19 protein-coding genes are annotated in these 25,191 nt (G+C 63.4%); 13 read left to right on the forward strand and 6 right to left on the reverse strand.

Translation table 11 applies throughout. From position 1 onward, the window contains the following. Positions 1 to 85: 85 nt before the first annotated feature. Positions 86 to 589, reverse strand: a complete 504-nt coding sequence (locus P3T40_RS40815; protein ID WP_429273367.1) for an META domain-containing protein — start codon at positions 587 to 589, stop codon at positions 86 to 88. Between the two features lie 307 nt (positions 590 to 896). On the opposite strand from P3T40_RS40815, the gene purT reads away from it, so the two are divergent. From purT to P3T40_RS40845, 6 genes are all read left to right on the forward strand, one after another. Beyond that, positions 897 to 2,123 carry a formate-dependent phosphoribosylglycinamide formyltransferase gene (gene purT, locus P3T40_RS40820; protein ID WP_429273368.1) on the forward strand — a complete coding sequence of 409 codons (1,227 nt, stop codon included), beginning with the start codon at positions 897 to 899 and terminating at the stop codon, positions 2,121 to 2,123. Between the two features lie 102 nt (positions 2,124 to 2,225). Next, a complete protein-coding gene (locus P3T40_RS40825) occupies positions 2,226 to 2,438 on the forward strand; it encodes a DUF6726 family protein (protein WP_429273369.1) in 213 nt (70 codons plus the stop codon). A gap of 132 nt (positions 2,439 to 2,570) precedes the next feature. Further along, the gene (locus P3T40_RS40830) at positions 2,571 to 2,939 is read left to right on the forward strand and encodes an MliC family protein (protein ID WP_429273370.1); all 369 of its coding nucleotides are present in this window, start codon (positions 2,571 to 2,573) and stop codon (positions 2,937 to 2,939) included. A gap of 251 nt (positions 2,940 to 3,190) precedes the next feature. Then, on the forward strand, positions 3,191 to 4,843 hold the full coding sequence (locus tag P3T40_RS40835) for an acetolactate synthase large subunit (protein WP_429273371.1): 1,653 nt from the start codon (positions 3,191 to 3,193) through the stop codon (positions 4,841 to 4,843). A 68-nt stretch (positions 4,844 to 4,911) separates the two neighbouring features. Then, on the forward strand, positions 4,912 to 6,348 hold the full coding sequence (locus tag P3T40_RS40840) for an aldehyde dehydrogenase family protein (protein WP_429273372.1): 1,437 nt from the start codon (positions 4,912 to 4,914) through the stop codon (positions 6,346 to 6,348). A gap of 440 nt (positions 6,349 to 6,788) precedes the next feature. Next, the gene (locus P3T40_RS40845; RefSeq protein ID WP_429273373.1) at positions 6,789 to 8,258 is read left to right on the forward strand and encodes a DEAD/DEAH box helicase; all 1,470 of its coding nucleotides are present in this window, start codon (positions 6,789 to 6,791) and stop codon (positions 8,256 to 8,258) included. A 422-nt stretch (positions 8,259 to 8,680) separates the two neighbouring features. Here the strand turns inward: P3T40_RS40845 and gluQRS are convergent, their stop codons facing one another. Together gluQRS and P3T40_RS40855 are read right to left on the reverse strand one after the other, a co-directional pair. Beyond that, positions 8,681 to 9,775: a tRNA glutamyl-Q(34) synthetase GluQRS gene (gene gluQRS, locus P3T40_RS40850; protein ID WP_429273374.1), complete on the reverse strand. Its 1,095-nt coding sequence runs from the start codon at positions 9,773 to 9,775 to the stop codon at positions 8,681 to 8,683. Between the two features lie 212 nt (positions 9,776 to 9,987). Then, complete coding sequence (locus P3T40_RS40855; RefSeq protein ID WP_429273375.1) at positions 9,988 to 10,851, reverse strand: sulfurtransferase; 864 nt, start codon at positions 10,849 to 10,851, stop codon at positions 9,988 to 9,990. Between the two features lie 348 nt (positions 10,852 to 11,199). On the opposite strand from P3T40_RS40855, the gene dnaE reads away from it, so the two are divergent. Then, on the forward strand, positions 11,200 to 14,790 hold the full coding sequence (gene dnaE, locus P3T40_RS40860) for a DNA polymerase III subunit alpha (protein WP_429273394.1): 3,591 nt from the start codon (positions 11,200 to 11,202) through the stop codon (positions 14,788 to 14,790). A gap of 109 nt (positions 14,791 to 14,899) precedes the next feature. On the opposite strand, the gene P3T40_RS40865 is transcribed toward dnaE, so the two are convergent. Further along, a complete protein-coding gene (locus P3T40_RS40865; protein WP_429273376.1) occupies positions 14,900 to 15,658 on the reverse strand; it encodes a glycosyltransferase family 2 protein in 759 nt (252 codons plus the stop codon). Positions 15,659 to 15,865: 207 nt separating this feature from the next. Here P3T40_RS40865 and msbA point away from each other — a divergent pair, with 207 nt between their 5' ends. From msbA to P3T40_RS40890, 5 genes are all read left to right on the forward strand, one after another. Then, positions 15,866 to 17,662, forward strand: coding sequence for a lipid A export permease/ATP-binding protein MsbA (msbA, locus tag P3T40_RS40870; RefSeq protein WP_429273377.1), 1,797 nt, complete (start codon positions 15,866 to 15,868; stop codon positions 17,660 to 17,662). A gap of 166 nt (positions 17,663 to 17,828) precedes the next feature. Continuing rightward, positions 17,829 to 18,902, forward strand: coding sequence for a glycosyltransferase family 4 protein (locus P3T40_RS40875; RefSeq protein WP_429273378.1), 1,074 nt, complete (start codon positions 17,829 to 17,831; stop codon positions 18,900 to 18,902). Positions 18,903 to 19,260: 358 nt separating this feature from the next. Further along, positions 19,261 to 20,388, forward strand: coding sequence for a glycosyltransferase family 9 protein (locus tag P3T40_RS40880; RefSeq protein ID WP_429273379.1), 1,128 nt, complete (start codon positions 19,261 to 19,263; stop codon positions 20,386 to 20,388). Then, entirely contained in the window at positions 20,388 to 21,677 is a 1,290-nt protein-coding gene (locus P3T40_RS40885; protein WP_429273380.1) for an O-antigen ligase family protein, read from the forward strand. Before P3T40_RS40880 ends, P3T40_RS40885 begins: the two co-directional genes overlap by 1 nt. Positions 21,678 to 21,702: 25 nt before the next feature. After that, complete coding sequence (locus P3T40_RS40890) at positions 21,703 to 22,989, forward strand: glycosyltransferase (protein WP_429273381.1); 1,287 nt, start codon at positions 21,703 to 21,705, stop codon at positions 22,987 to 22,989. Positions 22,990 to 23,054: 65 nt separating this feature from the next. Here the strand turns inward: P3T40_RS40890 and P3T40_RS40895 are convergent, their stop codons facing one another. Then, positions 23,055 to 23,348, reverse strand: coding sequence for a hypothetical protein (locus tag P3T40_RS40895; protein WP_429273382.1), 294 nt, complete (start codon positions 23,346 to 23,348; stop codon positions 23,055 to 23,057). 106 nt (positions 23,349 to 23,454) lie between these two features. Continuing rightward, the gene (locus P3T40_RS40900) at positions 23,455 to 23,613 is read right to left on the reverse strand and encodes a hypothetical protein (protein ID WP_429273383.1); all 159 of its coding nucleotides are present in this window, start codon (positions 23,611 to 23,613) and stop codon (positions 23,455 to 23,457) included. 212 nt (positions 23,614 to 23,825) lie between these two features. Between P3T40_RS40900 and P3T40_RS40905 the strand changes: the two genes are divergently transcribed. Further along, complete coding sequence (locus P3T40_RS40905) at positions 23,826 to 24,749, forward strand: recombination-associated protein RdgC (RefSeq protein WP_429273384.1); 924 nt, start codon at positions 23,826 to 23,828, stop codon at positions 24,747 to 24,749. The last annotated feature ends 442 nt before the right edge of the window (positions 24,750 to 25,191 follow it).

Genomic DNA, 25,191 nt, shown 5'->3' on the forward strand with positions numbered 1-25,191 from the left:
TGAAAAACCGGACAGTGCGCGGCCCAGCCTGAACGGGCGTCGTTGATCGCCGCGACGCTCAGGCTGCCAGCCGCCCGCACGCTCATCATTGAGCGTGCCGCGCGAAAACCAGCTTGTCGCCATTGTCGAGGATCAATTGCAACTCCTGCGGCGTGCGCATCTGCACGCCGGTGTGGTCGATGTGTCCCAGCGCGTCGAGATAAGCGGCTTCGACCTGGCCGCCCGGCGTCGCGCACGCCATCCGCGTTCCGCCCAGCGTCCCGAAGCTCAGCTTGCCGTCCTTCAGGGCGTAGGTGCCCATATAACGGTTGCATCCGGAGAAGCCGCTCGCGTGGCGCTGGCCGGTAGCCGTCGACAGCGTGAGCGTGATCGGCATACCGCTGTCGCCGCTGGGAATGGCGCGCATCGTGCCGTCCGCCTGCTTCCAACTGGTGAGGTCCCAAGACGTGTCGTCGAGCAATTGCGTCGCCGCCGGGTTGAACGGGTCAGGCGGCGGCGCTTTGGCATCCGGGTGCGTGGGCATGGAGCAGGCGGTCAACAGCGCGGCAACGCTCAGCGCGGCGAGCGTCGTGCGGGTTGGCAGACGCAAGCGCGAGCCGGACGGCGCAAGCCGGGGCGCGGCGGATGGTGCAACACGGGTTGCAAAAAACGGTGCAAAAACCGTTGCAACACGGGGTGCAAAGAGCGCTGCAACGAGACGCGCAACACGTCGCGCTGAAGACGTTGGGAACATGGCGTCGGTCCTCTTCAAACTGGCGAAGGCGTAAGGGTAACGCACTCGGGTTGCCGCACGCGAGCGCTCTGCGCCCGGCGCTGCGCGCCCGGTGCAGAGGTTGCGCATGTTAACATCGCTGATCTACCCATTCCATCTCATCTGACATTTTTCTGGAGACCCCATGCAGATCGGCCAACGGATCGGCACCCCGCTTTCGAACTCGGCGACGCGCGTGATGCTGCTCGGCGCGGGAGAACTGGGCAAGGAAGTGATCATCGCGTTGCAGCGCCTCGGCGTGGAAGTGATCGCGGTCGACCGTTATCCGAACGCACCGGGTCATCAGGTCGCACATCGCGCCCATGTGATCGACATGACCGATCGCGCCGCGTTGCGCGCGCTGGTCGAACAGGAACGGCCGCATCTGATCGTGCCGGAGATCGAAGCCATCGCCACTGACGCGCTTGCCGCGATTGAAGCTGACGGTCTGGCCGAAGTGATCCCCACCGCGCGCGCCACACAACTGACGATGAACCGCGAAGGCATCCGTCGTCTCGCTGCCGAAGAGCTCGGATTGCCGACCTCGCCGTACGCGTTCGCGGATTCGCTCGAGGAACTGAAGGCGGGCATCGCGAAGGTGGGCTATCCGTGCGTCGTCAAGCCGGTGATGTCGTCGTCGGGTAAGGGGCAGTCGGTGTTGAAGAGCGATGCCGACGTCGAACCCGCCTGGCAATACGCGATGGCCGGCGGCCGCGTCAATCATGGCCGCGTGATCGTCGAAGGTTTTATCGACTTCGAGTACGAAATCACGCAATTGACCGTGCGTGCGATCGATCCGGCAACGGGCGAGACCAGCACGTATTTCTGCGATCCGATTGGCCACGTGCAGGTTGCCGGCGACTACGTCGAGTCCTGGCAGCCGCAGCCGATGAGCCCGCTCGCGCTCGAGCGGTCCCGCGAAATCGCGCACAAGGTGACGGCGGCACTCGGTGGCCGCGGCCTGTTTGGGGTGGAACTTTTCGTGCGCGGAAATGACGTATGGTTTTCGGAAGTGAGTCCGCGTCCGCACGACACGGGTCTCGTCACGCTGTGCTCGCAACGTCTGTCCGAGTTCGAGTTGCATGCGCGGGCGATTCTCGGTTTGCCGGTGGATACGTCGCTGCGCGCGCCGGGTGCGTCAGCGGTGATCTACGGGGGTCTGGACGAAGCGGGCATCGCGTTCGAAGGCGTGGCGGCTGCGCTGGCCGTGCCGGATGCCGATCTGCGGCTGTTCGGCAAGCCGGAGAGCTTCGTCAAGCGTCGCATGGGTGTGGCGCTCGCCACCGGTGCCGACACTGATGAAGCCCGCGCCCGCGCGAAGCAGGCTGCGGCAGCGGTGCGTCCGGTGTCGGCCAGTAAGCTGGCGGAGTAAGCGGCGCAGTAAGGTTGGCGCTGGCGCAACTCGCGCAGTTCGTTCGTCAAGCATCCCGCAGACGCGCGAATCGTTGAAGTAATGAAGGCAGGAGAAGGACAAATGAGCTCAGACACCTGCAAGATCGCGCGGCTTCGCCGGACCGGCCGCCTCGGTGCGCTGGGCGTGCTGGTCGCGCTGTGCGCGGGGCTGGCGGGCTGCGGCCTTGCCGCTGCACCGTGCCGCGTCGCTTCTGCCGGCTTGAAGATCGTGCCGGTGGTCGGCCATGTGGCGGCCGCGCCGACCGACGCGTGCGCGGATGTGATCGATCCGTGACCGGTTTGCAGGTCAGCGGCGATTGAACCGGCGGTGAGTCTAGGCTTGATTGCCATGGCTTAATCGTCAGGGCGCGCCGGCAACCCGTCCAGACAGGTTTCAGGCAGATAAAACCACCAAGCGAGGAAGCGGATGCGGAAGCGGCTCGTTGCGGTAACAGGTGTGCTGGCAGTAGCAGCGTCGATAGGCAGTGCCTCTGCTGCGCCCCTACGCCTCGCCGAAATTCAGACAAAAGGCCGGCAGACTCACAAATACACCTGTGCTACCGGCAAGATCCTGCAGGTGACCTACTGGAACGCGGCGAATGGCCAGAGCTTCGCGCTCGTGCCCGTAAAGGGTCAGCAGATGTTGTTCGTCAATACGCTCTCCGCGTCCGGTGCGAAATACCAGGCGGGCAGCTATACCTGGTGGACCAAGGGGCCGCGCGCCGACCTCTACGATGCGACGGCGGGTGAGAACGCCCCACCGATTCTGTCCGACTGCGTCACGATTGTGCGTTAGCCGGGCAGACCGCCCACTCGCCCAAACGGCACCCAAGGCACCCGGACGGCACCCCACCTCCCCACCCAATGCTGCATCGCCGCACGCCCGGCATCAATGCTCATCTGCGCGCAGTTTTTTCTCCCAGGTAGTAAGCTGTTCCACGCGTCACGGCTTCACACGTGGCTGCGCCCGTCATCGTCTTCGATCATCCGTTCCGGATCCCCCTGCGTGGGCAGCCGTCCGCGCTCGTTCGTCAAGCGAGACTCTCAATGAAAGCATCGGATCTGTTCGTCAAGTCGCTGGAAGCCGAAGGTGTCGAATACGTATTCGGCATTCCAGGGGAAGAAAATCTCGATCTCCTCGAGTCGCTGCGCCGCTCAAAAATCAGGCTGATCCTCACTCGCCACGAACAGGCGGCCGGCTTCATGGCCGCGACGTATGGGCGTCTGACGGGCCGCATCGGCGTGTGCCTGTCGACGCTCGGTCCTGGCGCCACCAACCTCGTCACCGCAGCGGCGTATGCCCAACTGGGCGCCATGCCGATGCTGATGGTCACCGGCCAGAAGCCGATCAAGACCAGCAAGCAGGGACATTTCCAGATTGTCGACGTGGTGCGCATGATGGAGCCGCTCACCAAGTACACGCGGCAGATCGTTTCCATTGGCAATATCCCTGCGCTGGTGCGCGAAGCGGTGCGTCAGGCCGAAGAAGAACGGCCCGGCGCCACGCATCTGGAATTGCCGGAAGACGTCGCCGACGAAGAGGGGGACGGCAAGCCGATTCCCAAGAGCTTCAGCCGCCGCCCGATTGCCGAAGAAAAGGCGATCGCGCGGGCGGTCGAGGCCATTACCGGCGCGAAGCATCCGCTGCTGATGATCGGTGCGGGCGGCAATCGCAAGACCACCACCAAGATGCTGCGCGAATTCGTCGACCAGATCGGGATTCCGTTCTTTACGACGCAGATGGGCAAGGGCGTGATCGACGAGTCGCATCCCATGTGGCTCGGCAACGCCACGCTGTCCGATGGCGATTTCGTGCACCGCGCCATCGATCACGCGGACTGCATCATCAATGTTGGCCACGACGTGATCGAGAAGCCGCCGTTCTTCATGCGCGCCGGCGACTCGGGTGAGAAGACCGTGATTCACGTCAATTTTCTCGGCGCCGAAGTCGATCCGGTGTATTTCCCGCAGATTGAAGTGGTGGGCGATATCGCCAATGCGGTGTGGCAACTCAAGGAGAGTCTCAAGCAGCGCCAGGAACACTGGGACTTTTCGCGCTTCAAGGAGATCAAGCAGCACTTCGAAGAGCATCTGATCAAAGGCCAGCTCGACAACCGTTTCCCGATGTACCCGGTGCGGATCGTCAACGATGTCTACGAGACGACGCCGGTGGACGGCATCGTGTGTCTGGACAACGGCATGTACAAGATCTGGTTCGCGCGTTACTACCGTGCCCACGAGCCGAACTCGCTGCTGCTCGACAACGCGCTTGCCTCGATGGGGGCGGGGTTGCCGTCGGCGATTGCGACCAAGATCGTGCATCCGGACCGCAAGGTGATGGCCGTGTGCGGCGACGGCGGCTTCATGATGAATTCGCAGGAGCTCGAGACGGCGGTGCGTCTGAAGCTCGATCTGGTGGTGCTGATTCTGCGCGACGACGCCTTCGGGATGATCCGCTGGAAGCAGGAAAACATGAACTTCCCTGACTACGGCATGACGCTGAAGAACCCCGATTTCGTGGCCTATGCACAGAGCTACGGGGCACAGGGTCATCGCATTTCATCGGCAGAGGAATTTGCGCCGCTCCTGCGTGAATGCTTTGCGACGCCGGGTGTGCATGTGATCGATCTGCCGATCGACTATTCGGACAACGAGCGCGTGCTGAACCGCGAGATCAAGCGCCTGAGCGCGCAACTCTGAACGCAGGCGGGGCATGCGGTTTGCTGCGTGGAACCGCTTGGGACAGCTCGCATCAAGGAGAACGTGTCATGTTGAACAAGACTTACCCGTACTACCTCGCCAATGTTGCGGTGGCAGCCAATACCGATCTCGAAGTCACCGACAAGTTTAGCGGCGAGGTGGCCACCCGCGTCGCGATGGCGGATGCCGCGGCGATTGATAAGGCGATCGGCTACGCCGTCGACGCGATGCCCGCCATGCGCGAGTTTCCACCGTTCAAACGCCAGGCCGTGCTCGAACACTGCGTGAGCCGTTTTCGCGAGCGCTACGACGAACTGGCGATGGCACTGTGCATCGAAGCCGGCAAGCCGATCAACGATTCGCGCGGCGAAGTCACGCGGCTGATCGACACGTTCAAGGTGGCCGCGGAGGAAGCGGTGCGCATTGACGGTGAGATCGTCAATCTGGAGATTTCGCCGCGCGCGAAGGGCTATCACGGCTATGTGAAGCGCGTGCCGATCGGGCCGTGCTCGTTCATCTCACCGTTCAATTTTCCGCTCAACCTGACCGCGCACAAAGTGGCGCCGGCACTGGCCGTGGGCGTTCCGTTCGTGCTGAAACCGGCCAGCCGCACGCCGGTCGGGGCGCTGATCATGGGCGAAATCCTCGCGGAAACGGATCTGCCCAAGGGCGCGTTTTCGATCTTGCCGGCCCATCGCGATGGCGCGGACCTGTTCACCACCGATGAGCGGTTCAAGCTGCTGTCCTTCACCGGTTCGCCGGCAGTGGGCTGGGAGCTGAAGAAAAAGGCCGGCAAGAAGAAGGTGATTCTGGAGCTGGGCGGCAACGCGGCGGCGATTGTGGACGGCGATCAGGGCGGCAAGCTCGACTATGTGGTCGACCGGCTGGCGTTCGGCGCGTTCTATCAGTCGGGGCAGAGCTGTATCGGCGTGCAGCGGATTCTCGTCCACTCGAGCATCTACGACACGCTGCGCGAGAAGCTGATCGCAAAGACGAAGTCGCTGATCATGGGCGATCCGAAGGACGAGAAGACGTTTGTCGGGCCGATGATCTCCGAATCGGAGTCGAAGCGTCTGGCCGGCTGGATGGAGAGCGCGGTGCAGGACGGTGCGAAGATCGTGGCCGGCGGCAAGGTGGACGGCGCGAACTTCGAGGCGACCCTGCTCGAAGGTGTGAAGCGCGATTCGGACCTGTACCGCAAGGAAGCGTTCGGTCCGGTGGCGATCCTGGAGCGTTTCGACGACTTCGAGAAGGCGCTCGCGGCCGTCAACGATAGCGACTTTGGCCTGCAGGCGGGCGTATTCACGGATTCGCTCGCGCATGCCCACCAGGCGTGGGACCGGCTGGACGTGGGCGGTGTCGTGATTAACGACGTGCCGTCGTTCCGCGTGGACAACATGCCGTATGGTGGGGTAAAGGACTCCGGGTTGGGGCGCGAGGGCATCCGTTACGCCATCGAGGATATGACCGAGCTGCGGCTGATGGTGATGCGCGAGACGTGGTAAGTGGGCGACGGGTGATGGCTGGCCGAGGCGCTGGCGCCTCCGCCGGGCCGGTTGGTGGTCTAAGCGCCGCGTGTCTCCAATGCCGGCCGCTGACGCCTCGTCGCACGCAGAGCGGGGTTGGCGCACTGCTGCGCCGCTGTCACAGGACTGTCGTCTGCGTGCCCTAGTCTGTGCGAGCCTGTGGTCGTTCCCCGCATGCCGTCGCCTGCCTGGCCGGGGCGTGAGCAGAAAGCGGGCGCGTGCGCCATGAGTGTTTTTGCTGAAGTGCTACAATACCGGCCTTTCCGGCGGGTGTTTCCGTCGGCCGGAGCCGGCTGCATCCTTCCCTGACTAAATCGGGTACCGTGCGGCACGCCGTGGCTCCGCTTCATCCTGATGCCCTCCGCGGCCCCGGCCGCTGCCGCGCCCCCCGCGCAGGCGCATTTTTAGCGAAAGCCACCATGTCCGACACAGCTGTCACGCCCAGTACCGCGACCTTTGACCAGTTTGGCCTCGCGCCCGACATCCTGAGAGCGATTGTCGAGCAGGGCTACACCACGCCCACGCCGATCCAGGAGCAGGCGATCCCTGTCGTGTTGTCAGGTCGCGACGTCATGGGCGCTGCCCAGACGGGTACCGGCAAGACCGCGAGCTTTTCGCTGCCGATCATCCAGCGACTGCTGCAGCACGCGAGCACGAGCGCTTCGCCGGCTCGCCACCCGGTGCGCGCGCTGATTCTCACGCCGACCCGCGAATTGGCCGACCAGGTTGCCGCCAACGTGCATGCTTACGCGAAGCATACGGCGCTGCGCAGCGCGGTGGTGTTCGGTGGAGTGGATATGAATCCGCAGTCCGAGCAACTGCGCCGCGGCGTCGAGATCCTGATCGCGACGCCTGGGCGTCTGCTCGATCACGTGCAGCAGAAGACAGCCAATCTGGGCCAGGTGCAGATGCTGGTGCTGGATGAAGCCGACCGCATGCTAGACATGGGCTTCCTGCCGGATTTGCAGCGCATTCTGAATCTGCTGCCGAAGGAACGTCAGACCCTGCTGTTTTCGGCGACCTTCTCCGGTGAAATCAAGAAGCTGGCCGCGACGTATCTGCGCAACCCGCAGACTATCGAAGTGGCACGCAGCAATTCGACGGCCACCAATGTCACGCAGACCGTCTATGAAGTGGCCGAAGGCGACAAGACGGGCGCGGTGGTGCAATTGATTCGCGAGCGCGGTCTGAAGCAGGTGATCGTGTTCTGTAACAGCAAGATCGGCGCGAGCCGTCTGGCGCGAAGTCTCGAGCGCGATGGTGTCGTGGCGACCGCAATTCACGGTGATCGCACGCAGAGCGAGCGCATGCAGGCTCTCGACGCTTTCAAGCGTGGTGAGATTGAGGCTTTAGTGGCGACTGATGTCGCTGCGCGTGGGCTCGATATTGTCGAATTGCCGGCTGTGATTAATTTCGATCTGCCGTTCAATGCCGAAGATTATGTGCATCGGATCGGGCGTACCGGGCGGGCTGGGGCGTCGGGCGATGCGCTTTCTTTGTGTAGCCCGAATGAGCGCAAACAACTCGCCGATATCGAGAAGCTGATCAAGCGGCCGCTTGATGTGCAACGGCTTACCGTGGATGTGCCTGTGCGGCACCATCATGAAGAGCGTAGTCCGCGGCGTGAGCGGGAAGGGCGTGAGGAGCGCGGTGGTGGCCGTCGGCGTGCTTCTGGTTCTGGTGCTGCTTCGTCTTCGTTTGAGCGGCCGCATCATCATCGGCAAGCGCCTGTCGATGATTTTTTCTCCAGGCCGTATGAGCCGTCGCCTTCTAGTCGTAAAGCCGATGAAGTTGCTGATGTTGGTGTCACTAAGGTGGCTTCCAAGCAGCCGCTTGCTGCGTTGCTGGGTGGGTTTGGGATGCCTGTTCGGAAGAGTACTTCGTCGTAACTTGGCTTGTTTGCCTCCGGCGGTTTTTTGGGGGCGCTCTTCGGGTGTTGGCCTTTCCTTGCTTGCTTAGTGGTCGATTGGCGTTGCCCCTGTGCGGGGCGGCACCTACTTTTCTTTGCCGGCCGCAAAGAAAAGTAGGCAAAAGAAAGCGGGCTCACACCGCCAGCTTGTAGGTGTCCACCTCTGTGTCCCCCCCCCGGTAGTGGTCCGAGACGAGTTGCGCTCTCGCACCGCTCCCCCCCGTGACACAGCAGTCATCCGCTCCAGCGTGCGCTGCGCGCCGCCGATGGGTCATTCTCCCTTCGGTCTTTACTTTCCCTGTTTGTGCCCCGTGCTGGCTTCGCGCCGCGATTTGATCGTTCGTCGTCCCCGCACAAATTAGTCGCGGCGTTATTGCGCCACTTTCTCACCGCATTACTGCTTCATTTGAAGCGTCTTGCCCAGGCTTTTGTCGCGGCGTCGTAGAACGATTCCAGCGAGGTGTGCTTCTGGCCGTCCACGTTCACTTCCAGGATCAGGTGCCGTGCCGCCGCGTGCAGTGCATCCAGCGGGCGGTTCGCGTCGAGCGCCGTTGCGCCGGTTTGCTTGCTTAGCTTCTCGCCTTCGCTGTTCGTTACCACCGGGACATGCAGGTACGCCGGTGTCGGGACGCCCAGGCAATGCTGCAAATAAATCTGACGCGCCGTCGAGTCCAGCAAGTCCGCTCCCCGCACAATGTGCGTGATACCCGCGTCGGCGTCGTCCACCACCACCGCCAGTTGATACGCCCACTGGTCGTCCGCTCGCCGCAAAACAAAATCACCAACCTCTGTCGCCAGGTTCTGGGTCTGCACACCCTGCCAGCGGTCGTCGAACGTGATCGTCGCAGTGCTCCGTTCCGTGATTCCTGCAGCGTCTTCGGCAGTTTTCCCCGCAGTATCTCGGTCAGCATCCAGCGCAGTTTTTGCCGCGGCGTCGCCGCCGGCTTTCGCTGCAGCGTTCCATGCAGAGGCGCTGGCGTTCCCCGCAGCCTTCCAGGCAGCGGCCTCTCCGACGTTTCCCGCTGCGTCCCGAGCAGAGGCCGCGCCGGCGTTTTCCCCGTCATCCCCGTCCGGTACGCGCAGCCGCCATGCGCGCGCAGGTTTGCCGTGCAGGCCGTTGCGGCATGTGCCCGGGTAAGCAAGGGTGGTGTTGCGGGCGCGGGCGTTTAGCAGCGAATCGCTGATCTCTTTGCGTGTACAGCCGCACGGATACACAAGGCCCGCGCCCCGGAGCTGGTCCAGCGCCTGTTGGTAGCGTCCGATGCGCTCGCTTTGCCAAGTGGGCGGTTCGTCTGCGCGTAGGCCGAACTGGTCGAGCGTCGCCAGGATGTCCTCGGCTGCGCCAGGCACTGTTCGCGGTCCGTCGATGTCCTCGATCCGGACCAGCCACACGCCCTCATGCGCGCGTGCGTCCAGCCAGCTCGCAAGTGCGCTGACCAGCGAGCCAAAATGCAATGGCCCTGTAGGAGACGGGGCAAATCGGCCGCGGTAGCTCATGTTCGGGTTTTCGGTCCGGTGCCGCTCTCGCTCTTGCTCCGACGCTTGCGCGTTGCCGCCGCTGATCCAAGGGCCTTCATGCAGAGCGTCGGCTCACCTATCGGGAGACGTCTCGGCGGGAGACGTCTCGGGCCGCGTATCGAATCACGCGTGGGATCGTCATCCACGCACGATGCCACGCAAGAATCCGCGCGCAATAGCCGTCTCGGCCATCACGCTGCGCGCGCGGCGTTCCGCTCCGGATGGCATTCCGGGCACGTTTTGCCGGGGACGTAGAGCGGTGACAGTTGGGCCTCCGGGCTTACCACCGCGCGGCAGCCGAAGCATTGCGCAGTCGCGGTCGGTTTCAGTTCGGGATCGAGCGCCGTGCGGTAGTCGAATACGAAGCACTCGCCGTGGTAATGGGCGCCACCTACTTCCTCGAAATACTTCAGGATGCCGCCTTCGAGCTGGTACACGTTCTCGATGCCCACTTCCTTCATGTGGATCGCCGCCTTTTCGCAACGGATGCCGCCTGTGCAGAAAGACACCACCGTCTTGCCTTCCAGGTCCGCGCGGTTCTGCTCAATGACTGCCGGGAACTCGCTGAATTTCGTAATGCGGTAGTCAAGCGCGTCGTCGAACGTGCCGACGTCCACTTCGAACGCATTGCGTGTGTCCAGCATCACCACCGGACGGCCTTCGTCGTCGTGGCCGCGGTCGAGCCAGGCCTTGAGTGTAGGCGCATCCACCGACGGCGCGCGCCCCAGTTCGGGGCGGATCGCCGGCTTCTTCATGGTGATGATCTCGCGCTTGAGTTTCACCAGCATGCGGCGGAATGGTTGCTTCTCAGACACGCTCTCCTTGAACTGCAGGCTCGCGAATTTGCCTTCGAACAGCGGATCGTTGCGGATGTAGTCGATAAACCCACGCGCGGCTTCCGGCGTGCCCGCGACGAACAGGTTGATGCCCTCCGGCGCGAGCAGGATCGTGCCGCGCAGACCGAGGGCGTTGCACCGCTCAGTAACGAGCGGGCGCCATTCGGCAGTGGCTTTGAGGGTCGCGAATTGATAGGCGGCGAGATTGACGATGCTCATGATGGTCCAGCGGTAAAGTGGCCCGGCGGCGCAGCAAACAGCGCAAGCGGCACAAGGTGGCCACGCGCGTGGCGCGGCCACGGCAAACAGGGCGAAACCCGTATTATCCCTCAACCGGCCGGATTGCCCGAGTCGGCCGAATGGTTATCCGGTTGAGGCAGCGCAAGACGTGGGCGTATTGTCCTGTGCAGCCCGCAATTCACACCCGCCGCGCGGCGCGCCGCCCGTGGCTCGCGGGCTATGCAAATGGTTGGCGCCGCAACGCTCATCCGCCGCGCGCGAGTCACCTCCTGGCCAGATGGCTAACGCGCCGGTTTCGACTCAAATCTTCGGAAGGGTGGAGTTACAATAACGTCCATGTCAGATCCCCGCTTCGTTCATCTCCGCGTTCACTCCGAATTCTCGATTGCCGATGGCATCGTGCGCCTTGACGACATCGTCGCGGCCGCGGCCAAAGACGGTCAGGGCGCGCTCGCCCTTACCGACCTCGGCAACGCCTTCGGCCTCGTCCGTTTCTACAAGGAAGCCCGCGGCAAAGGGGTCAAACCCATTGCCGGCTGCGACGTCTGGATCACCAATCCGGATGATCGCGACAAGCCTTCGCGCCTGCTGCTGCTGGTCAAGGACAAACGCGGCTACCTGAATCTGTGCGAATTGCTGACCAAGGCATGGCTCACAAATCAATACCGCGGCCGCGCAGAAGTTGAAGCCGGCTGGCTCGAAACCGGCCTGGGTGAGGGGCTGCTTGCACTCTCCGGTGCGCAGCAAGGCGATATCGGCATGGCGCTCGCGGCCGGCAACGAAGAAGCGGCCAAGCGTAACGCGCAACACTGGGCGAAGGTTTTCCCTAGCGGTTTCTATATCGAGTTGCAACGCTGCGGCCAACCTGGCGGCGAGGCGTACGTGCAGCAGGCGGTGACGCTGGCAGCGTCGCTGAAACTGCCAGTGGTCGCCACGCATCCGTTGCAATTCATGACGCCCGACGACTTCACCGCGCACGAGGCGCGCGTGTGTATTTCGGAAGGCGACATGCTCGCGAATCCGCGTCGCCAGAAGCGCTTCACGACCGAGCAGTATTTCCGCTCGCAAGAGGAAATGACGGCGCTGTTCGCGGACATTCCGTCGGCGCTCGCCAATACGGTTGAAATTGCCCGTCGCTGTAACCTGACGCTCGAACTCGGCAAGCCGAAGTTGCCGCTGTTCCCCACGCCGGACGGCATGTCGCTCGACGACTACCTGGTGCATCTGTCCAAGGAAGGGCTGGAAAAACGCCTCGAACAGTTGTATCCGAATGAGGCGGAGCGCGAAGCACAGCGCGAAACCTACTACAAGCGCCTCGAATTCGAGTGCGGCACGATCATCAAGATGGGCTTCCCCGGCTACTTCCTGATCGTGGCGGACTTCATCAACTGGGCCAAGAACAACGGTGTGCCGGTGGGGCCGGGCCGCGGTTCGGGCGCAGGATCGCTGGTCGCGTATGCGCTCGGCGTGACCGACCTCGATCCGCTGCGCTACAACCTGCTGTTCGAACGTTTCCTGAATCCGGAACGGGTGTCGATGCCTGACTTCGACATCGACTTCTGCCAGCACGGGCGTGATCGCGTCATCCAGTACGTGAAGGAAAAGTACGGCGCGGACGCGGTGTCGCAGATCGCCACCTTCGGCACGATGGCCGCGAAGGCAGCCGTGCGCGACATCGGTCGCGTGCTCGATCTCGGCTACATGTTTACGGACGGTATCGCCAAGCTGATTCCGTTCAAGCCCGGCAAGCACGTCACCATCGCCGACGCGATGAAGGAAGAGCCACTGCTGCAGGAGCGCTTCGACAACGAAGACGAAGTGCATCAACTGATCGAACTTGCGCAGCGCGTGGAAGGGCTGACGCGTAACGTCGGCATGCACGCGGGCGGCGTGCTGATTGCGCCCGGCAAGTTGACCGACTTCTGTCCCCTGTACACGCAGGGCGACGAAAGCGGCGTAGTGAGCCAGTACGACAAGGACGACGTTGAAGCGGTCGGCCTCGTGAAGTTCGACTTCTTGGGTCTGACCACGCTGACGATCCTCGACTGGGCCGAGCGCTATATCCGCCGTCTCGATCCGTCGAAGCAAGACTGGTCGCTCGCGCAAGTGCCGCTCGATGACCCGGCGTCGTTCTCGATCCTCAAGAAGGCCAACACGGTCGCCGTGTTTCAGCTGGAAAGCCGCGGCATGCAGGGCATGCTGAAAGACGCACAGCCTGACCGCTTTGAGGACATCATCGCGCTCGTGGCGCTCTACCGTCCGGGCCCAATGGACCTGATTCCGAGCTTCTGTGCGCGTAAGCACGGCCGCGAGGTGGTCGAGTATCCCGATCCGCGCGTCGAGCCCATCCTGAAAGAGACCTACGGCATCATGGTCTATCAGGAGCAGGTGATGCAGATGGCGCAGATCATCGGCGGTTACTCGCTCGGTGGCGCTGACTTGCTGCGTCGCGCGATGGGTAAGAAGAAGGCCGAAGAGATGGCCGAGCACCGCGCGTTGTTCCGCGAAGGTGCGGCCAAGAACGGCCTGACCGGCGAGAAGGCCGACGAAATCTTCGACTTGATGGAGAAGTTCGCCGGCTACGGCTTCAACAAGTCGCACGCTGCTGCGTATGCGCTGCTCGCGTATCACACCGCGTGGCTGAAGGCGCACCATCCGGCCGAATTCATGGCAGCGAATATGTCGCTCGCCATGGACGACACCGACAAGGTCAAGATCCTGTTCGAAGACTGCATCACGAACAAGATGGCCGTGTTGCCGCCGGACATCAATATGTCCGCGTATCGCTTCGAGCCAGTGGCGGAAGCCGACGGCAAGCGTTCAAAGACGATCCGCTATGGTCTTGGCGCCATCAAGGGCAGCGGCCAGAACGCGATCGAAGAAATCCTGCGGGCGCGCGAAGAAGGTCCGTTTATCGACCTGTTCGACTTCTGCAACCGGATCGACCGTCGCGTGGTCAATCGCCGCACGGTCGAAGCATTGATCCGCGCCGGTGCGTTCGATTCGCTCCACGCGAATCGCGCGCAGTTGATTGCGTCGGTGTCGCTAGCCATGGAAGCTGCCGACCAGGCGAGCGCCAACGCGATGCAGGCGGGCCTGTTCGACATGGGCGACGCGCCGTCGCAAGGCCACGAACTGGTCGACGAGGCCGAATGGCCCGAGAAGAAGAAGCTGCAGGAAGAGAAGGGCGCGCTCGGTTTCTATCTGTCGGGCCACCTGTTCGACGCCTACAAGGACGAAGTGCGTCGCTTCGCGCGCCAGAAGATCGGCGAGCTGAAGGAAGGCCGCGACAAGCTGATCGCGGGCGTGATCGCCTCGCTGCGCACGCAGATGACCCAGCGCGGCAAGATGCTGATCGCGCTGCTCGACGACGGCACCGGTCAATGCGAAGTGACGGTCTTCAACGAGACGTTCGAAGCCCACAAGCAACTCTTCAAGGAAGACGAACTGCTGGTGGTGCAGGGGCAGGCGCGGAACGACGCGTTCACGGGTGGCATCCGCTTTACGGTCGACACCGTGATGGATCTCGGTCGCGCGCGTTGCCGTTATGCGGAAGCCGTGAAGGTGCAGATGAACGGCAATGCCGATGCGCTTGCGCTGCGTCGCGTGCTGGAGGCGCACAGCGCCGGTGCGGATGAACCGCAAGCCGCGCAAGCACCTGCGGCGCCAACGCGGGGCGGTGGTGGCGGTGGCCGCAATGGAGGAGGCTTCGGCGGTGGAGGCTTTGGTGGTGACGGCGGCCGTCAGCGTCAGGCCGTGCAGATTCCGAATGGACTGGCGGTGCAGATCGTCTATCGCAGCGGGAACGCGGAAGGCGAGGTGCGACTCGGCGATGCCTGGCGAGTAAAGCCCACCGACGAACTGCTCGCAGCCTTGCGCGGCGAGTTCGCCGGAAGTTCGATTGAGATTGTCTATTGATAGAAAAAACGGCCCGCGCTTTCCTGCGCGGGCTGCTTAGCGGCGCCTGGCACTGGGCGCGTCAGCATCCGGCGCCCGGCCCCCTGGCCACCGGCGCAGAAGAACGCGCTTACCGCTCCCGCGAGCCCAACTGCGCCAGCTTCAGAAACCGGTAGTACACCGTCTCCGCATTGAACACCGCGATCATGAATCCGGCGCGGCCATCGAGAAATCCGCGCCGCAGCACGTAAGTGCGGATGAACGCCCACGCCCCGCGCCCGAGTGCCTTGCCGAAACTTCCGCTTTTGCCTGCCGCATGGCGCTGTTGCGCACCCGCTGTCGAGTACGCGTCCAGCTTGCGCAGCACGGTTTCGAAGTCTTCGTACGAGTAGTGCATCAGCTTGCCCGTCAGCCGCTGCGCCGGGGTGTCGAACACCAGCCGCTCGTGCACGAGGTCGTCGGAGAAACGGGCGCCGCCGCGTTTGAACAGACGCGGGATCCAGTCCGGATACCAGCCGCTATGGCGGATCCAGTGTCCGCAGAAGCTCGACAGCCGGTCCACCGCGTACACATCGGCGGCCGGTGCGGCCATCGCGGCGCGGATTGCCGCAGCCAGTTCCGGCGAGACAATTTCGTCGGCGTCGATCGAGAGGATCCAGTCAGTGTCGAGCGCGTCGAGCGCGCGGTTTTTCTGCGGCCCGAAGCCCGGCCAGTCGGCCTGCGCTAGCACTCGCGCGCCATGTGCCTGGGCAATCTCGACGGTGCCGTCGGTGCTGCCGCCGTCGATTACGACGATCGCGTCGGCGAAGGCCACCGCGGAAAGGCACTCGGCCAGGCGCGGCGCCGCATTTTTGGTGATGATGGCGACGCCGAGGGTGGTTTCTTTCATGCCTGAATAGCGTAGAGGGTGCGGAGTGGGCAAAATGCGTCGCGCAAGTATACACAGCGCGAGGCAGCCTCATCTCCGCCGCCTGTCGGCACGGGTGTTAGCCCGGCGCAACGGCTCCGGCGCCGGGATCGTCCAAGCGATTACAATGCGGTATTTTGTGCGTCTGCCCTCCGGGTGGACGCGCTGTTCGCCTTTCCAGAGGATTCCTTGAGCGCGAAGCCCACGTTAAGCAAAGTCATCGGTTCATCAGGCGACGCCTCTTCCCCGTTCGCCTTATTGCGCCGGCTTTGGCCGTATATCAAGCCGATCCTGTGGACCCTGGTTGGCGCCGTTGTCGCGATGGGCGTCAGCGCCGGCAGCGACGCGCTCATTGCGATGCTGCTCAAGCCGCTGCTGGACAAGGGCTTCGGCCCGAATGCCAGCCACAACCTGGTGTGGCTGGTGCCGCTCGGCATGATCGCACTTGCGTTGGTACGAAGCGTCAGCCAATACGCTTCGGGATATCTGATTGCCTACGTATCGAATACGATCCTGCTTCGCTTGCGCCTCGAGATGTTCGACCGGCTGGTCCACGCCAGCGTGGGCTTCTTCCAGCGTGAAACCGCCAGTACCGTCATCAACGCAATCGTCTTCGAGGTCAACCAGATTCTCAACGTGCTGCTGGGCGTGATGGTCACGCTCGTGCGCGATTCGCTAACGGTCTTCTTTCTGCTCTGCTATCTGTTCTATCTGGACTGGAAGTTGACCCTGATCCTCGCGGTGATGCTGCCCACCATCGGCTGGGTGACCAGCAAGATCAACCGGAAGCTGCGCCGGCTCAACCGCGAAAACCAGATGCTCACCAACGAGTTGTCGTACATCGTCGAAGAGACGGTGGCCGGCTACAAGGTGGTCAAGGTGCACAACGGCGAAAAGTACGAGGCCGACCGCTTTGCCGAAATGAGCCGGCGCCTGCGCGGGTACTCGCTGCGCATGGTGACTTCCGGCGGGCTGGCTCAGCCGCTTACGCAGTTTCTGGCGGCGATCGCGCTCGCTGTCGTCGTCACGATTGCGGTCGTGCAATCGGCGCATGGGGACACCACGGTCGGCGGCTTTGTCTCGTACATCACGTCGATGCTGCTGATCGTCTCGCCGCTGAAGCACGTGATGGACGTCAACCAGCCGCTGCAACGCGGCTTGACCGCGGCCGAACTGATCTTCGGCCTGATCGACGAGCCGTCCGAGCCGCAAGGCGGCGGCAAGCCGCTCGAGCACGCCTCGGGCGAGGTCGAGTTCCGCGACGTCTCGTTCAACTACGGCGCGACCAGCACGCACGACCGGCATACGCTCGACCGCGTCTCGTTCAAGGTCGCGCCGGGCGAAATGGTGGCCTTGGCCGGCCCGTCGGGCAGCGGCAAGACCACCCTCGTCAATCTGCTGCCGCGTTTCTTCGATCCGACCGACGGCGAGATCCTGGTCGATGGCGTGGCGTTGCCGGAATACGGCATTCACGCGCTGCGCAGCCAGATTGCAATGGTGAGCCAGGACGTCGTGCTGTTCAACGACACGATCGCGCACAACGTCGCCTACGGTCAACCGGCGGATCCGGAGAAGGTCAAGGCTGCGCTGCAGGCTGCGAACCTGTGGGACACCGTACGGTCCATGCCGAAGGGCACCGAGACGCTGGTCGGCGACAACGGCCTGATGCTTTCGGGCGGTCAGCGCCAGCGCCTCGCGATCGCGCGCGCCATCTACAAGGATGCGCCAATTCTGATCCTCGACGAGGCCACCTCGGCGCTCGATTCGGAATCGGAACGCCATGTGCAGTCCGCGCTGGAAACGCTGATGAAGGGGCGCACCACGCTCGTCATCGCGCACCGGCTGTCGACCATCGAACGCGCGGACCGGATTCTCGTGCTGGAAGCAGGGCGTATCGTCGAACGCGGCAGTCATCGCGAACTGCTGGAGCAAGACGGTCTGTACGCGCATCTGCACCGCATCCAGTTCCAGCAGAACGCGGCCTGATGCACTGTGCTGCGTTGAAAGTTAAACGCATACTTGGTGTGCTCTAATCCGTGCCGTGCCGCGGCACGTTCGCTGAGCGCGGGCGTGCCGCGGCCGGCGGGAAGCCATGCTCGGCCGCCTTTCCCTTGACGTTTGACCCGACGCCCCGCGCGTGCCCGTCTGAATAATGAAAATCGGACTCTCCAGTAATGCGCTGAAACATAGTGGCGGCCTCGAGCGCTATGCGATGGATCTGGTGCGCGGCTTCGCTGCCGCGGGCATCGAGCTGGCGTTCTTTGCGCGCCGTTTCGACATGTCGGTGCCGGAAAGCCGGATGGTCGAGCGGCATCGTATCAAGGTCTCGTTCCTGCCCGGCAAGCTGCGCGACCGCTGGTTCTCCTGGCGGCTGCGCCGCGCGCGCCGCGCCGCCAAGGTCGACGTGCTGATCGGCTGCAACCGCGTCGACTCGTCCGAGATCGCAATTTGCGGCGGCACCCACCTCGGTTTCCTGCGCGCCACCGGGCGGCCGGAAAAGCGTTCGGACAGCTGGCAGATTGCGCTCGAGCACCGCCAATACGAGCAGTCGAGCGTGATCGTCGCGCATTCGCAGTTGATGCATGACGAGCTGCGCGAACTCTACGGTGTCGAAGAAACGAAGATCCGCGTGCTGTATCCGCCGGTCGACGGCGCGCGCTTCACGCCCGTGGACCCCGCACGGCGTGCCGAACTGCGGCGCAAGTTCGGCTTCGCGGATCACGAAGTCGTCCTGCTGTTTCCCTCGAGCAGTCACGAGCGCAAGGGCCTGCCGCTGATCGAAGCCGCGCTGCGCGATACCGCTTTGCCCGTGGTGCTTGCGGTGGCGGGGCGTCCGCCCGCGCGCACCTCGGAACGGGTGCGCTACATCGGCTACGTGAAGGACATCGAGGACGGCTACCGCGCCGCCGATTTCACGTTGCTCGCGTCGAAGTACGAGCCGTTTGGACTCGTCGGCGTCGAATCGGTGATGTGCGGCACGCCGGTGATCTTTCCGTCGAGCATCGGTTGCTGCGACGCGATCGCGCCGCACGCGAAGTTCGTCTTCGCACCGGATGACGAGGCGGACCTGCGCGCGACTCTCGAGCGTGCCGTACAGCAGCGGCTCGCCGCAGCGCCGCGGGAGCAGGCCGAAGTGGCGCACGGCGCGGTGCTGTACGACGCCAGCGTGGCCGGCCACGTCGACGCCCTGCTGGCGTTGGCGAGGCGTATCCGCGGCGAGAATTGACTGATGCACTTGGGGTGCCGGAAACGCTTGCCTGTCCTCGGTGAAATCCCGCACAGCCCCGTCCGTCCTGCGGTCCAGCCGGGCGCCCATGTTATACTTTTTGCATATAGAGCCTGTGGTTCGACCACGAGCCAGTCACTCCATTTTTTCACTTCGCTTTCAGTGTCGGCGCAGTCAGACCGCGGGTGCAGGTTGCCCGCAGCCACCGCGTCAGCGTTGCCGTGCGCGCCTCCGGGTGGCATTGAAGCGAGAGTCATCGACAAGAAGACTGCTGGAGATTCTGCATGGGGAACGCCACCTCAAGCCGGGTACCGGCGCCTAGCCAGATCGCGGACGCGAGCAACGTGCCGATGACCCAATGAGCCGACTTTCCGGGCGTATTCGCATCTTTGCGCGTGCCATTCCGCGCCTCGTTTTAAAGCCCTTGCGCCGCCAGCCGTCGTCGGTGCAACGCATTCTCCTTGCGCACCATTTGTTGCTCGGCGACACGTTGCTGCTGACGCCCTTGCTGGCCAAGCTGCGTGCGCAATATCCGCAGGCGCAGATCGACCTCACCTGTCCGAAGGCGATCGTGCCGCTTTACGCAGGGCGGCCGTTTGGCGTGAACGCCTTGCCGTTCGACCCGCGTGACCTCGCCTCCGTCAAGGCGGTGCTCGACTCCGGACCGTATGATCTCGGCTTTGTGCTTGGTGACAACCGGCATAGCTGGCTCGCGCTCGGCGCGGGCTGCCGCTGGATCGTGGCGCATGCCGGCGACGTGCCCGCATGGAAGAACTGGCCGGTCAATCAGAGCGTGCCGTATCCCGATACGCCGGCAGCGTGGGCAGATCTGGCAACCGAACTGGTAGATGGGCCGCCGCCCCGCGCTTACCGGCCCGCCGACTGGCCGGCCCCCCGGCATGCGGCGTTGCCGGATGCCGATCTGCTGGCGCATCCTTACGTCGTCCTGCATCCTGGCGCGAGTACCGAAGTCAAGCGCTGGCCCGATGCGCGCTGGCGTGAACTTGCGCAGCGGGTCGAGTCACTCGGCTATATTCCCGTGTGGAGCGGCGGTCCGGGCGAGGCCGAACTGATACGCACCATCGATCCGGACCCGCATCATCCGAATATGGCGGGGCGGGTCGGACTCGGCGAGTTGTGGCATCTGTTTGCCGGTGCCAATGCCGTGGTGTGTCCGGATACGGGCGTCGCGCATCTGGCGCGCCTGATCGGCGTGCCGACGGTCGCGCTATTCGGCCCAGGCAACGCGCAGATTCATGGCGCGGGCCGCTATTGGAGTGAGGTGCCGTTCGCACCGGTGACGATTGCGCAGATGCCGTGCCGCGATCAACCGTTTATTTTCCGGCGCGAGGTTGCATGGGTTCGGCGCTGTGACCGTAACTGGAAGACCTGTGTTGCCTGGAAGGGCGATCACGCTGACTGCATGGGGCGCATCTCGGTCGAATCGGTGTACCACGCATTGCAAAACGTTCTGATGGAAGTGTAATGACTAACACGTTCGCGCGCGTTGAGCGCGTCCTGTGGATTGCGTGTCCGGTTATCCTGTTCGCGGTGATGTTCGGCCACATGACAGCCATCGTGTTCATCGCGCTGGCGCTGCTCGCGCTCGGCACGCTGGCTGCGATATTTTCGCCGCAGCGCCCATCCCTGTGGCGTTGGCCGCTCGTCGTGCCGATCGCCTGCTGGGCGCTCTGGAGTCTCGCTGCCGTAGCATGGTCCGGCTACCCGGCGGTCAGCATGCATGCGTGGTGCGATGAGGTGTTGTATCCGCTGGTGTCGTTCTGGGGCTTCTGGCTGCTCGGCACACGCACGCAACGGCTTGCCCCCTTCGTACTGGTGACATGGGTTGCGTGCGTCCTGCTCGCCTTGATCAGCGCGCTCTATTGGGGGCATCTGCAGCCGCCTACCGCGAACACGTTTCCGCTGCATTTCTATAACCGGGTCGGCCACACCAGCACCTTGGCGGTGTTTGCCATGGCGTTGTTTGCCGGCGTGCTGTTGCGCCCCGGCTGGCGCGTGTTCGGCCTGAGCGGCCTCGTGCTGTGTCTGTTCATTGGCCTTGCCACACTCAACCGGTTTTTCTGGCCGGCCGCCGCTGCGGTGCTGCTAGTGGCGCTGTTTCCGTTGTATCGGCGGCATGTGCTGCTCGCCTTGCTCGCGTTTGCCGTGATCGGCGCGGCGGGCGTCGGCACGCTCGAATACAGTGCGCGCTTGCGCCTCGGCGCCGCCGTGCCCGCGGCAGCGGCGCACGATATGGCGATCGAGGGGCACGAAGTGTTGGTCCCGCAGGCGTTTTCCAGTATCGGCGACACGGTGTCGTCCGACACGCGGCCTAAATTGTGGGCCTTTTACACCGCTGAAGCGAAGCGGCATACGTGGATCGGCGTCGGCTTCGGCAAGCCGTTGCCGGGCATGGTGTATCAGCAGGAAGTGCCGCATAGCCTGTTGGTGATCGAACCGCAGGCGCTGACTCACGCGCACAATCTGTTTCTGAACACCTGGCTGCAGACGGGCGTGATCGGTGTCGTGCTGGAAACAGCGCTGCTGCTGTGCCTCGTGGCCAGCTTCTGGAAAGTGCGGCGGGAGGATCCGTGGCTGTGTGCCGCGGGCATTGCGCTGGTTGCCGGTATGATCGCGAAAAATACTACGGATGATTTCATGTGGCAGACCACCATCCTCGCTTTCTGGTCGTTCGCGGGCCTTTTGTTGGGCACTGCGCAGCAGCTTGTTCAGGACGGATCGCGGCGCGGCTCGCGCGGGCCGTTCACCCGTTGAAGTCAGGTCTGGACGCATTGAGAGCATGAAATACGATAGTCGACACGACCGCACCGAATCGCTCGATCCGCCGCGGCGCATCCTGTTTCACATCAACGATTTCGGCAAAGGTGGTACGGAAACCTCCTTGCTGGCGTGGTTGAAGACGCTTGACCGGCAACTCTTTGCGCCCAGCGTCTGCGTGACCTATCCGACTGACGAACTGCTGTTCTGGCGTGCCCATTCGATTCCCGACGACGTCCCGGTTCACGTGCTGGCGCCCTCGCAATGGATGTACACGCTGCACGAGACACGCCGGCAGGGCAAACTGGGCGGCCACCTGAAGCTGCTGTACAAGGTGCTGACCTATGGGGTGATCCGGCCGCTCGCCGCGTTTCGTTTTCGGCAGATCGCGCGGGACCAGGATATTGTCTGCGACTTCGATTTTTCGCTGCGGCACCTTGCCGGCACCTGCAACGTACCGTGGATCGGTGTGAGTCACTTCAGTCTCGCCGCGCGGCTTGGCGAGAAGAGCGCGCGCTATCTGGCGCGCCGCGTCAAGCAGTATTCCCGTTATGCCGCAATCGCGGTTCTGACGCCCGACATGTTGCGCGAGGGACAGGCGCTGTTCCCGGCCGACCGGGTGAATCTCGTCGAATTGCCGAACGTCATCGACGTCGAATCACTGCGCCAGAAGGCGCGTGCGGCGATCGAGCGTCCGGCGGAGACGTTTATCGTCTCGGTGGCACGCCTCGACGAAGGCCAAAAGGATCACAAGACCCTGCTGCGCGCGTTTGCCCAGGTGCGTGCGCAACGGCTGAGCTCGGCCGACCTCGTGCTGATCGGCGAAGGGCCCGACCAGGTGGCGCTGGAGCAACTGGCCGTCGAACTCGGGATTCGCAAGTCCGTCCATTTCCTCGGTTTCTGCTCGAACCCGTTTCCTTTCATTCGTCAGGCGGAAATGCTTGTGCTCAGCAGCCGCTACGAAGGTTTCGGCATGGTGCTCGGCGAGGCGATGGCGCTCGGCACGCCGGTGATCTCGACCGATTGCCCCACGGGGCCGCGCGATCTGCTGGAGGGCGGCAAGGCCGGCTTGCTGGTACCGATTGGCGATGTTGACGAAATGGCGCGTGCCATCGAGCGGCTGCACACGGACACCCTGCTGCGTCGAAGCGTGGTGCAGAACGGGAACAGGAAAGTGGCCACCTTCGCGCCAGAGAGCGCGAATCAGCGCATGTTGACGCTCGCGCAGCAGATTTCCGGCGGCGGCGACGGTCCGTCCGGGCTAGCGTGGAACGGCCGCGACTCGGCGGTCGCGGGGCGGCTGCCTTAGCTTCCGTACTGGTTGGCAACTCAGTTGCCGATCAGGTTGCGAGGCCAGTCGCTACCTCCGCCTGCTCACACGCCACTCGTGACGAGCGCCAGCACAGACAAATCCGGATGCGTACCGTCGACGATACTGCGCCCGGCGTGCACGGCTTCGTAAAGCGCATCCGCGAGGCTGCCAAACGACTCTTCGCCGTCTGCATGGAATGGCACCACGTGACCCGGCAGTGCCGGGTCGGCCCCCGGATGACACACATAGCCGATGTAGGTAAAGCGGCTCGCGTCGGGCTGTTTCGGGCGCGGCGACGTGTGGATCTCGAAGCCTTCGTATTCAACCATTTGCCAGGCGTGGGTTTCATCGGACATGGTTGTCTCCGTTCGGGCCGTGCGTGCAGGGTGCGTGGTGCGCTCTTCGAGCGCCGCAGCCGGGCGCCCGGTCGGCGGTGCTGCGGCGTCCGGGTGCCGACGGGTGTTAATGCCGGTGCCGCATCCTGTCCCAAAGCCGGTGGCTGTAGAGCCGCGAGGGCTGTCCCGTCTTGTGATGGTCGCGCCGGTAGTGCGCGCCGAAGATCATGACGCCGGTGACGATGACCACCAGTCCTACCACGATGCTGACCATTGATTCAGCCATGGCAGCCTCCATCCATTTCCACTACATGACAAAAGTCTAGGTGATCTGGCGAAAAATGACGGATGGCGGTCCGGTGATCCGCGCCTTTTTACAGTTTGACGACGCCCAGTTGCCTGGGGCAGCGTCAGGTTGTCTTCCAGGTGCCAGTTTTCGACGACGCGGCGGTCCGCGCCAGCGTGTCGTATAGAATGATGCGCTTTGCCCGTACGCTCATGTGGTTCAAAAACCTTCAGCTTCATCGTCTCCCCGTTCCGTGGACCGTCACCCCCGAACAGATGGAAAAGTGGCTCGCGCCGCATGCGTTCCAGCCGGGCAGCAGCGTCGAGATGCAAACCCAGGGATGGGCGTCACCGCGCGATAACGACGCGCTCGTCTATTCCATCAACCGCCAGATGCTGCTGGTATTCCGCGTCGAAAAGAAGCTGCTTCCCGCGTCGGTGGTGACGCAGGTAACCAAGGCGCGTGCGCTCGAAGTCGAAGAGCAGCAGGGTTTCAAGCTCGGCCGCAAACAGATGCGCGAACTCAAGGAGCAGGTCACCGACGAACTGCTGCCGCGCGCCTTCAGCATCCGCCGCGACACGCGCGTCTGGATCGACACGGTGCATGGCTGGCTCGTGATCGATGCGGCGTCGCAAGCGGTGGCTGACGAAGTGCTCGGCTTACTGGTCAAATCGATCGATCAGTTGCCGCTCGCAAGCGTGCGCGTCGCGCAGTCGCCGGTGGCCGCGATGACGGAGTGGCTGCTGTCGGGCGAGGCGCCCGCCGGCTTCACGCTCGATCAGGACACCGAGCTGGTTTCCCCCGCACAAGGCAATGCGACCGTACGCTACGTCGGACATTCGCTGGATGTCGACGACATGCGCCGCCACATCGAAGCCGGCAAGCAATGCATGCGTCTGGCGATGACATGGAACGATCGCGTTTCATTTGTCCTCACACCGTCGCTGACCATCAAGCGCGTCACGGCGCTCGATGTGATCAAGGACGCGAGCGATCCCACCGCGCAAAATGACGACGAGGTATTCGACTCGGATATGACGTTGATGACAGGCGAGCTCGCGCGCATGTTTGCCGACATCGTCGAGGTGTTGGGCGGTGAGCAGGGCGACGCGATGTTGCAAGCCGCGGCGGCTTGATGCTCTCGCGTTTGGCAAGGTGAAAGGGGCGTGCAAGCGGGCAGAAAGTCTCTGGAATATCGCAGGATTTATTTTGTAACCAGGTGTCACGGTGAGCCGTGAATCCGAGCTGCTTTATGACTTTTTTACTTGCCGTCGCGCTCGCGCGCCGAATAGAATCATGGTCGTTACATCACAGGAGTCCCTCGTGGATGGTTGCTTGAGTGGTCGAAGTTCGATGCCGGTATCAGCCGGTTTTTCCGCCGCGAAATAGCGTAACGCAGGGTCCTCCTTCGCCGCTAGCTCGCTTCGGCCGGGCTAGCGCGCTTCACGATCGACAGGCTGTTTAAGGCCTGTTTTCAGCACGCTCCCAAAGTTTGACGCCCGTTGCGGGGTTGCCCTGCAACGCGTCGTCACGTCTTGATACAGCGCCCGCACAACGCGGGCTCGACGGGATCGGTTC

Origin of the sequence: Paraburkholderia sp. EB58 (assembly GCF_050436665.1) — a bacterium.
Lineage (GTDB): Bacteria > Pseudomonadota > Gammaproteobacteria > Burkholderiales > Burkholderiaceae > Paraburkholderia.

What these genes read in the sequence shown, in the direction of transcription:
- P3T40_RS40865 (WP_429273376.1), bottom strand. Translation starts at nt 15,658, where the DNA reads ATGAAAGAAACCACCCTCGGCGTCGCCATCATCACCAAAAATGCGGCG.
- P3T40_RS40885 (WP_429273380.1), top strand. Translation starts at nt 20,388, where the DNA reads ATGACTAACACGTTCGCGCGCGTTGAGCGCGTCCTGTGGATTGCGTGT.
- P3T40_RS40830 (WP_429273370.1), top strand. Translation starts at nt 2,571, where the DNA reads ATGCGGAAGCGGCTCGTTGCGGTAACAGGTGTGCTGGCAGTAGCAGCG.
- gluQRS (WP_429273374.1), bottom strand. Translation starts at nt 9,775, where the DNA reads ATGAGCTACCGCGGCCGATTTGCCCCGTCTCCTACAGGGCCATTGCAT.
- P3T40_RS40900 (WP_429273383.1), bottom strand. Translation starts at nt 23,613, where the DNA reads ATGGCTGAATCAATGGTCAGCATCGTGGTAGGACTGGTGGTCATCGTC.
- P3T40_RS40875 (WP_429273378.1), top strand. Translation starts at nt 17,829, where the DNA reads ATGAAAATCGGACTCTCCAGTAATGCGCTGAAACATAGTGGCGGCCTC.
- P3T40_RS40895 (WP_429273382.1), bottom strand. Translation starts at nt 23,348, where the DNA reads ATGTCCGATGAAACCCACGCCTGGCAAATGGTTGAATACGAAGGCTTC.
- P3T40_RS40905 (WP_429273384.1), top strand. Translation starts at nt 23,826, where the DNA reads ATGTGGTTCAAAAACCTTCAGCTTCATCGTCTCCCCGTTCCGTGGACC.
- P3T40_RS40890 (WP_429273381.1), top strand. Translation starts at nt 21,703, where the DNA reads ATGAAATACGATAGTCGACACGACCGCACCGAATCGCTCGATCCGCCG.
- P3T40_RS40880 (WP_429273379.1), top strand. Translation starts at nt 19,261, where the DNA reads ATGAGCCGACTTTCCGGGCGTATTCGCATCTTTGCGCGTGCCATTCCG.
- P3T40_RS40855 (WP_429273375.1), bottom strand. Translation starts at nt 10,851, where the DNA reads ATGAGCATCGTCAATCTCGCCGCCTATCAATTCGCGACCCTCAAAGCC.
- P3T40_RS40835 (WP_429273371.1), top strand. Translation starts at nt 3,191, where the DNA reads ATGAAAGCATCGGATCTGTTCGTCAAGTCGCTGGAAGCCGAAGGTGTC.
- P3T40_RS40840 (WP_429273372.1), top strand. Translation starts at nt 4,912, where the DNA reads ATGTTGAACAAGACTTACCCGTACTACCTCGCCAATGTTGCGGTGGCA.
- P3T40_RS40845 (WP_429273373.1), top strand. Translation starts at nt 6,789, where the DNA reads ATGTCCGACACAGCTGTCACGCCCAGTACCGCGACCTTTGACCAGTTT.
- P3T40_RS40825 (WP_429273369.1), top strand. Translation starts at nt 2,226, where the DNA reads ATGAGCTCAGACACCTGCAAGATCGCGCGGCTTCGCCGGACCGGCCGC.
- purT (WP_429273368.1), top strand. Translation starts at nt 897, where the DNA reads ATGCAGATCGGCCAACGGATCGGCACCCCGCTTTCGAACTCGGCGACG.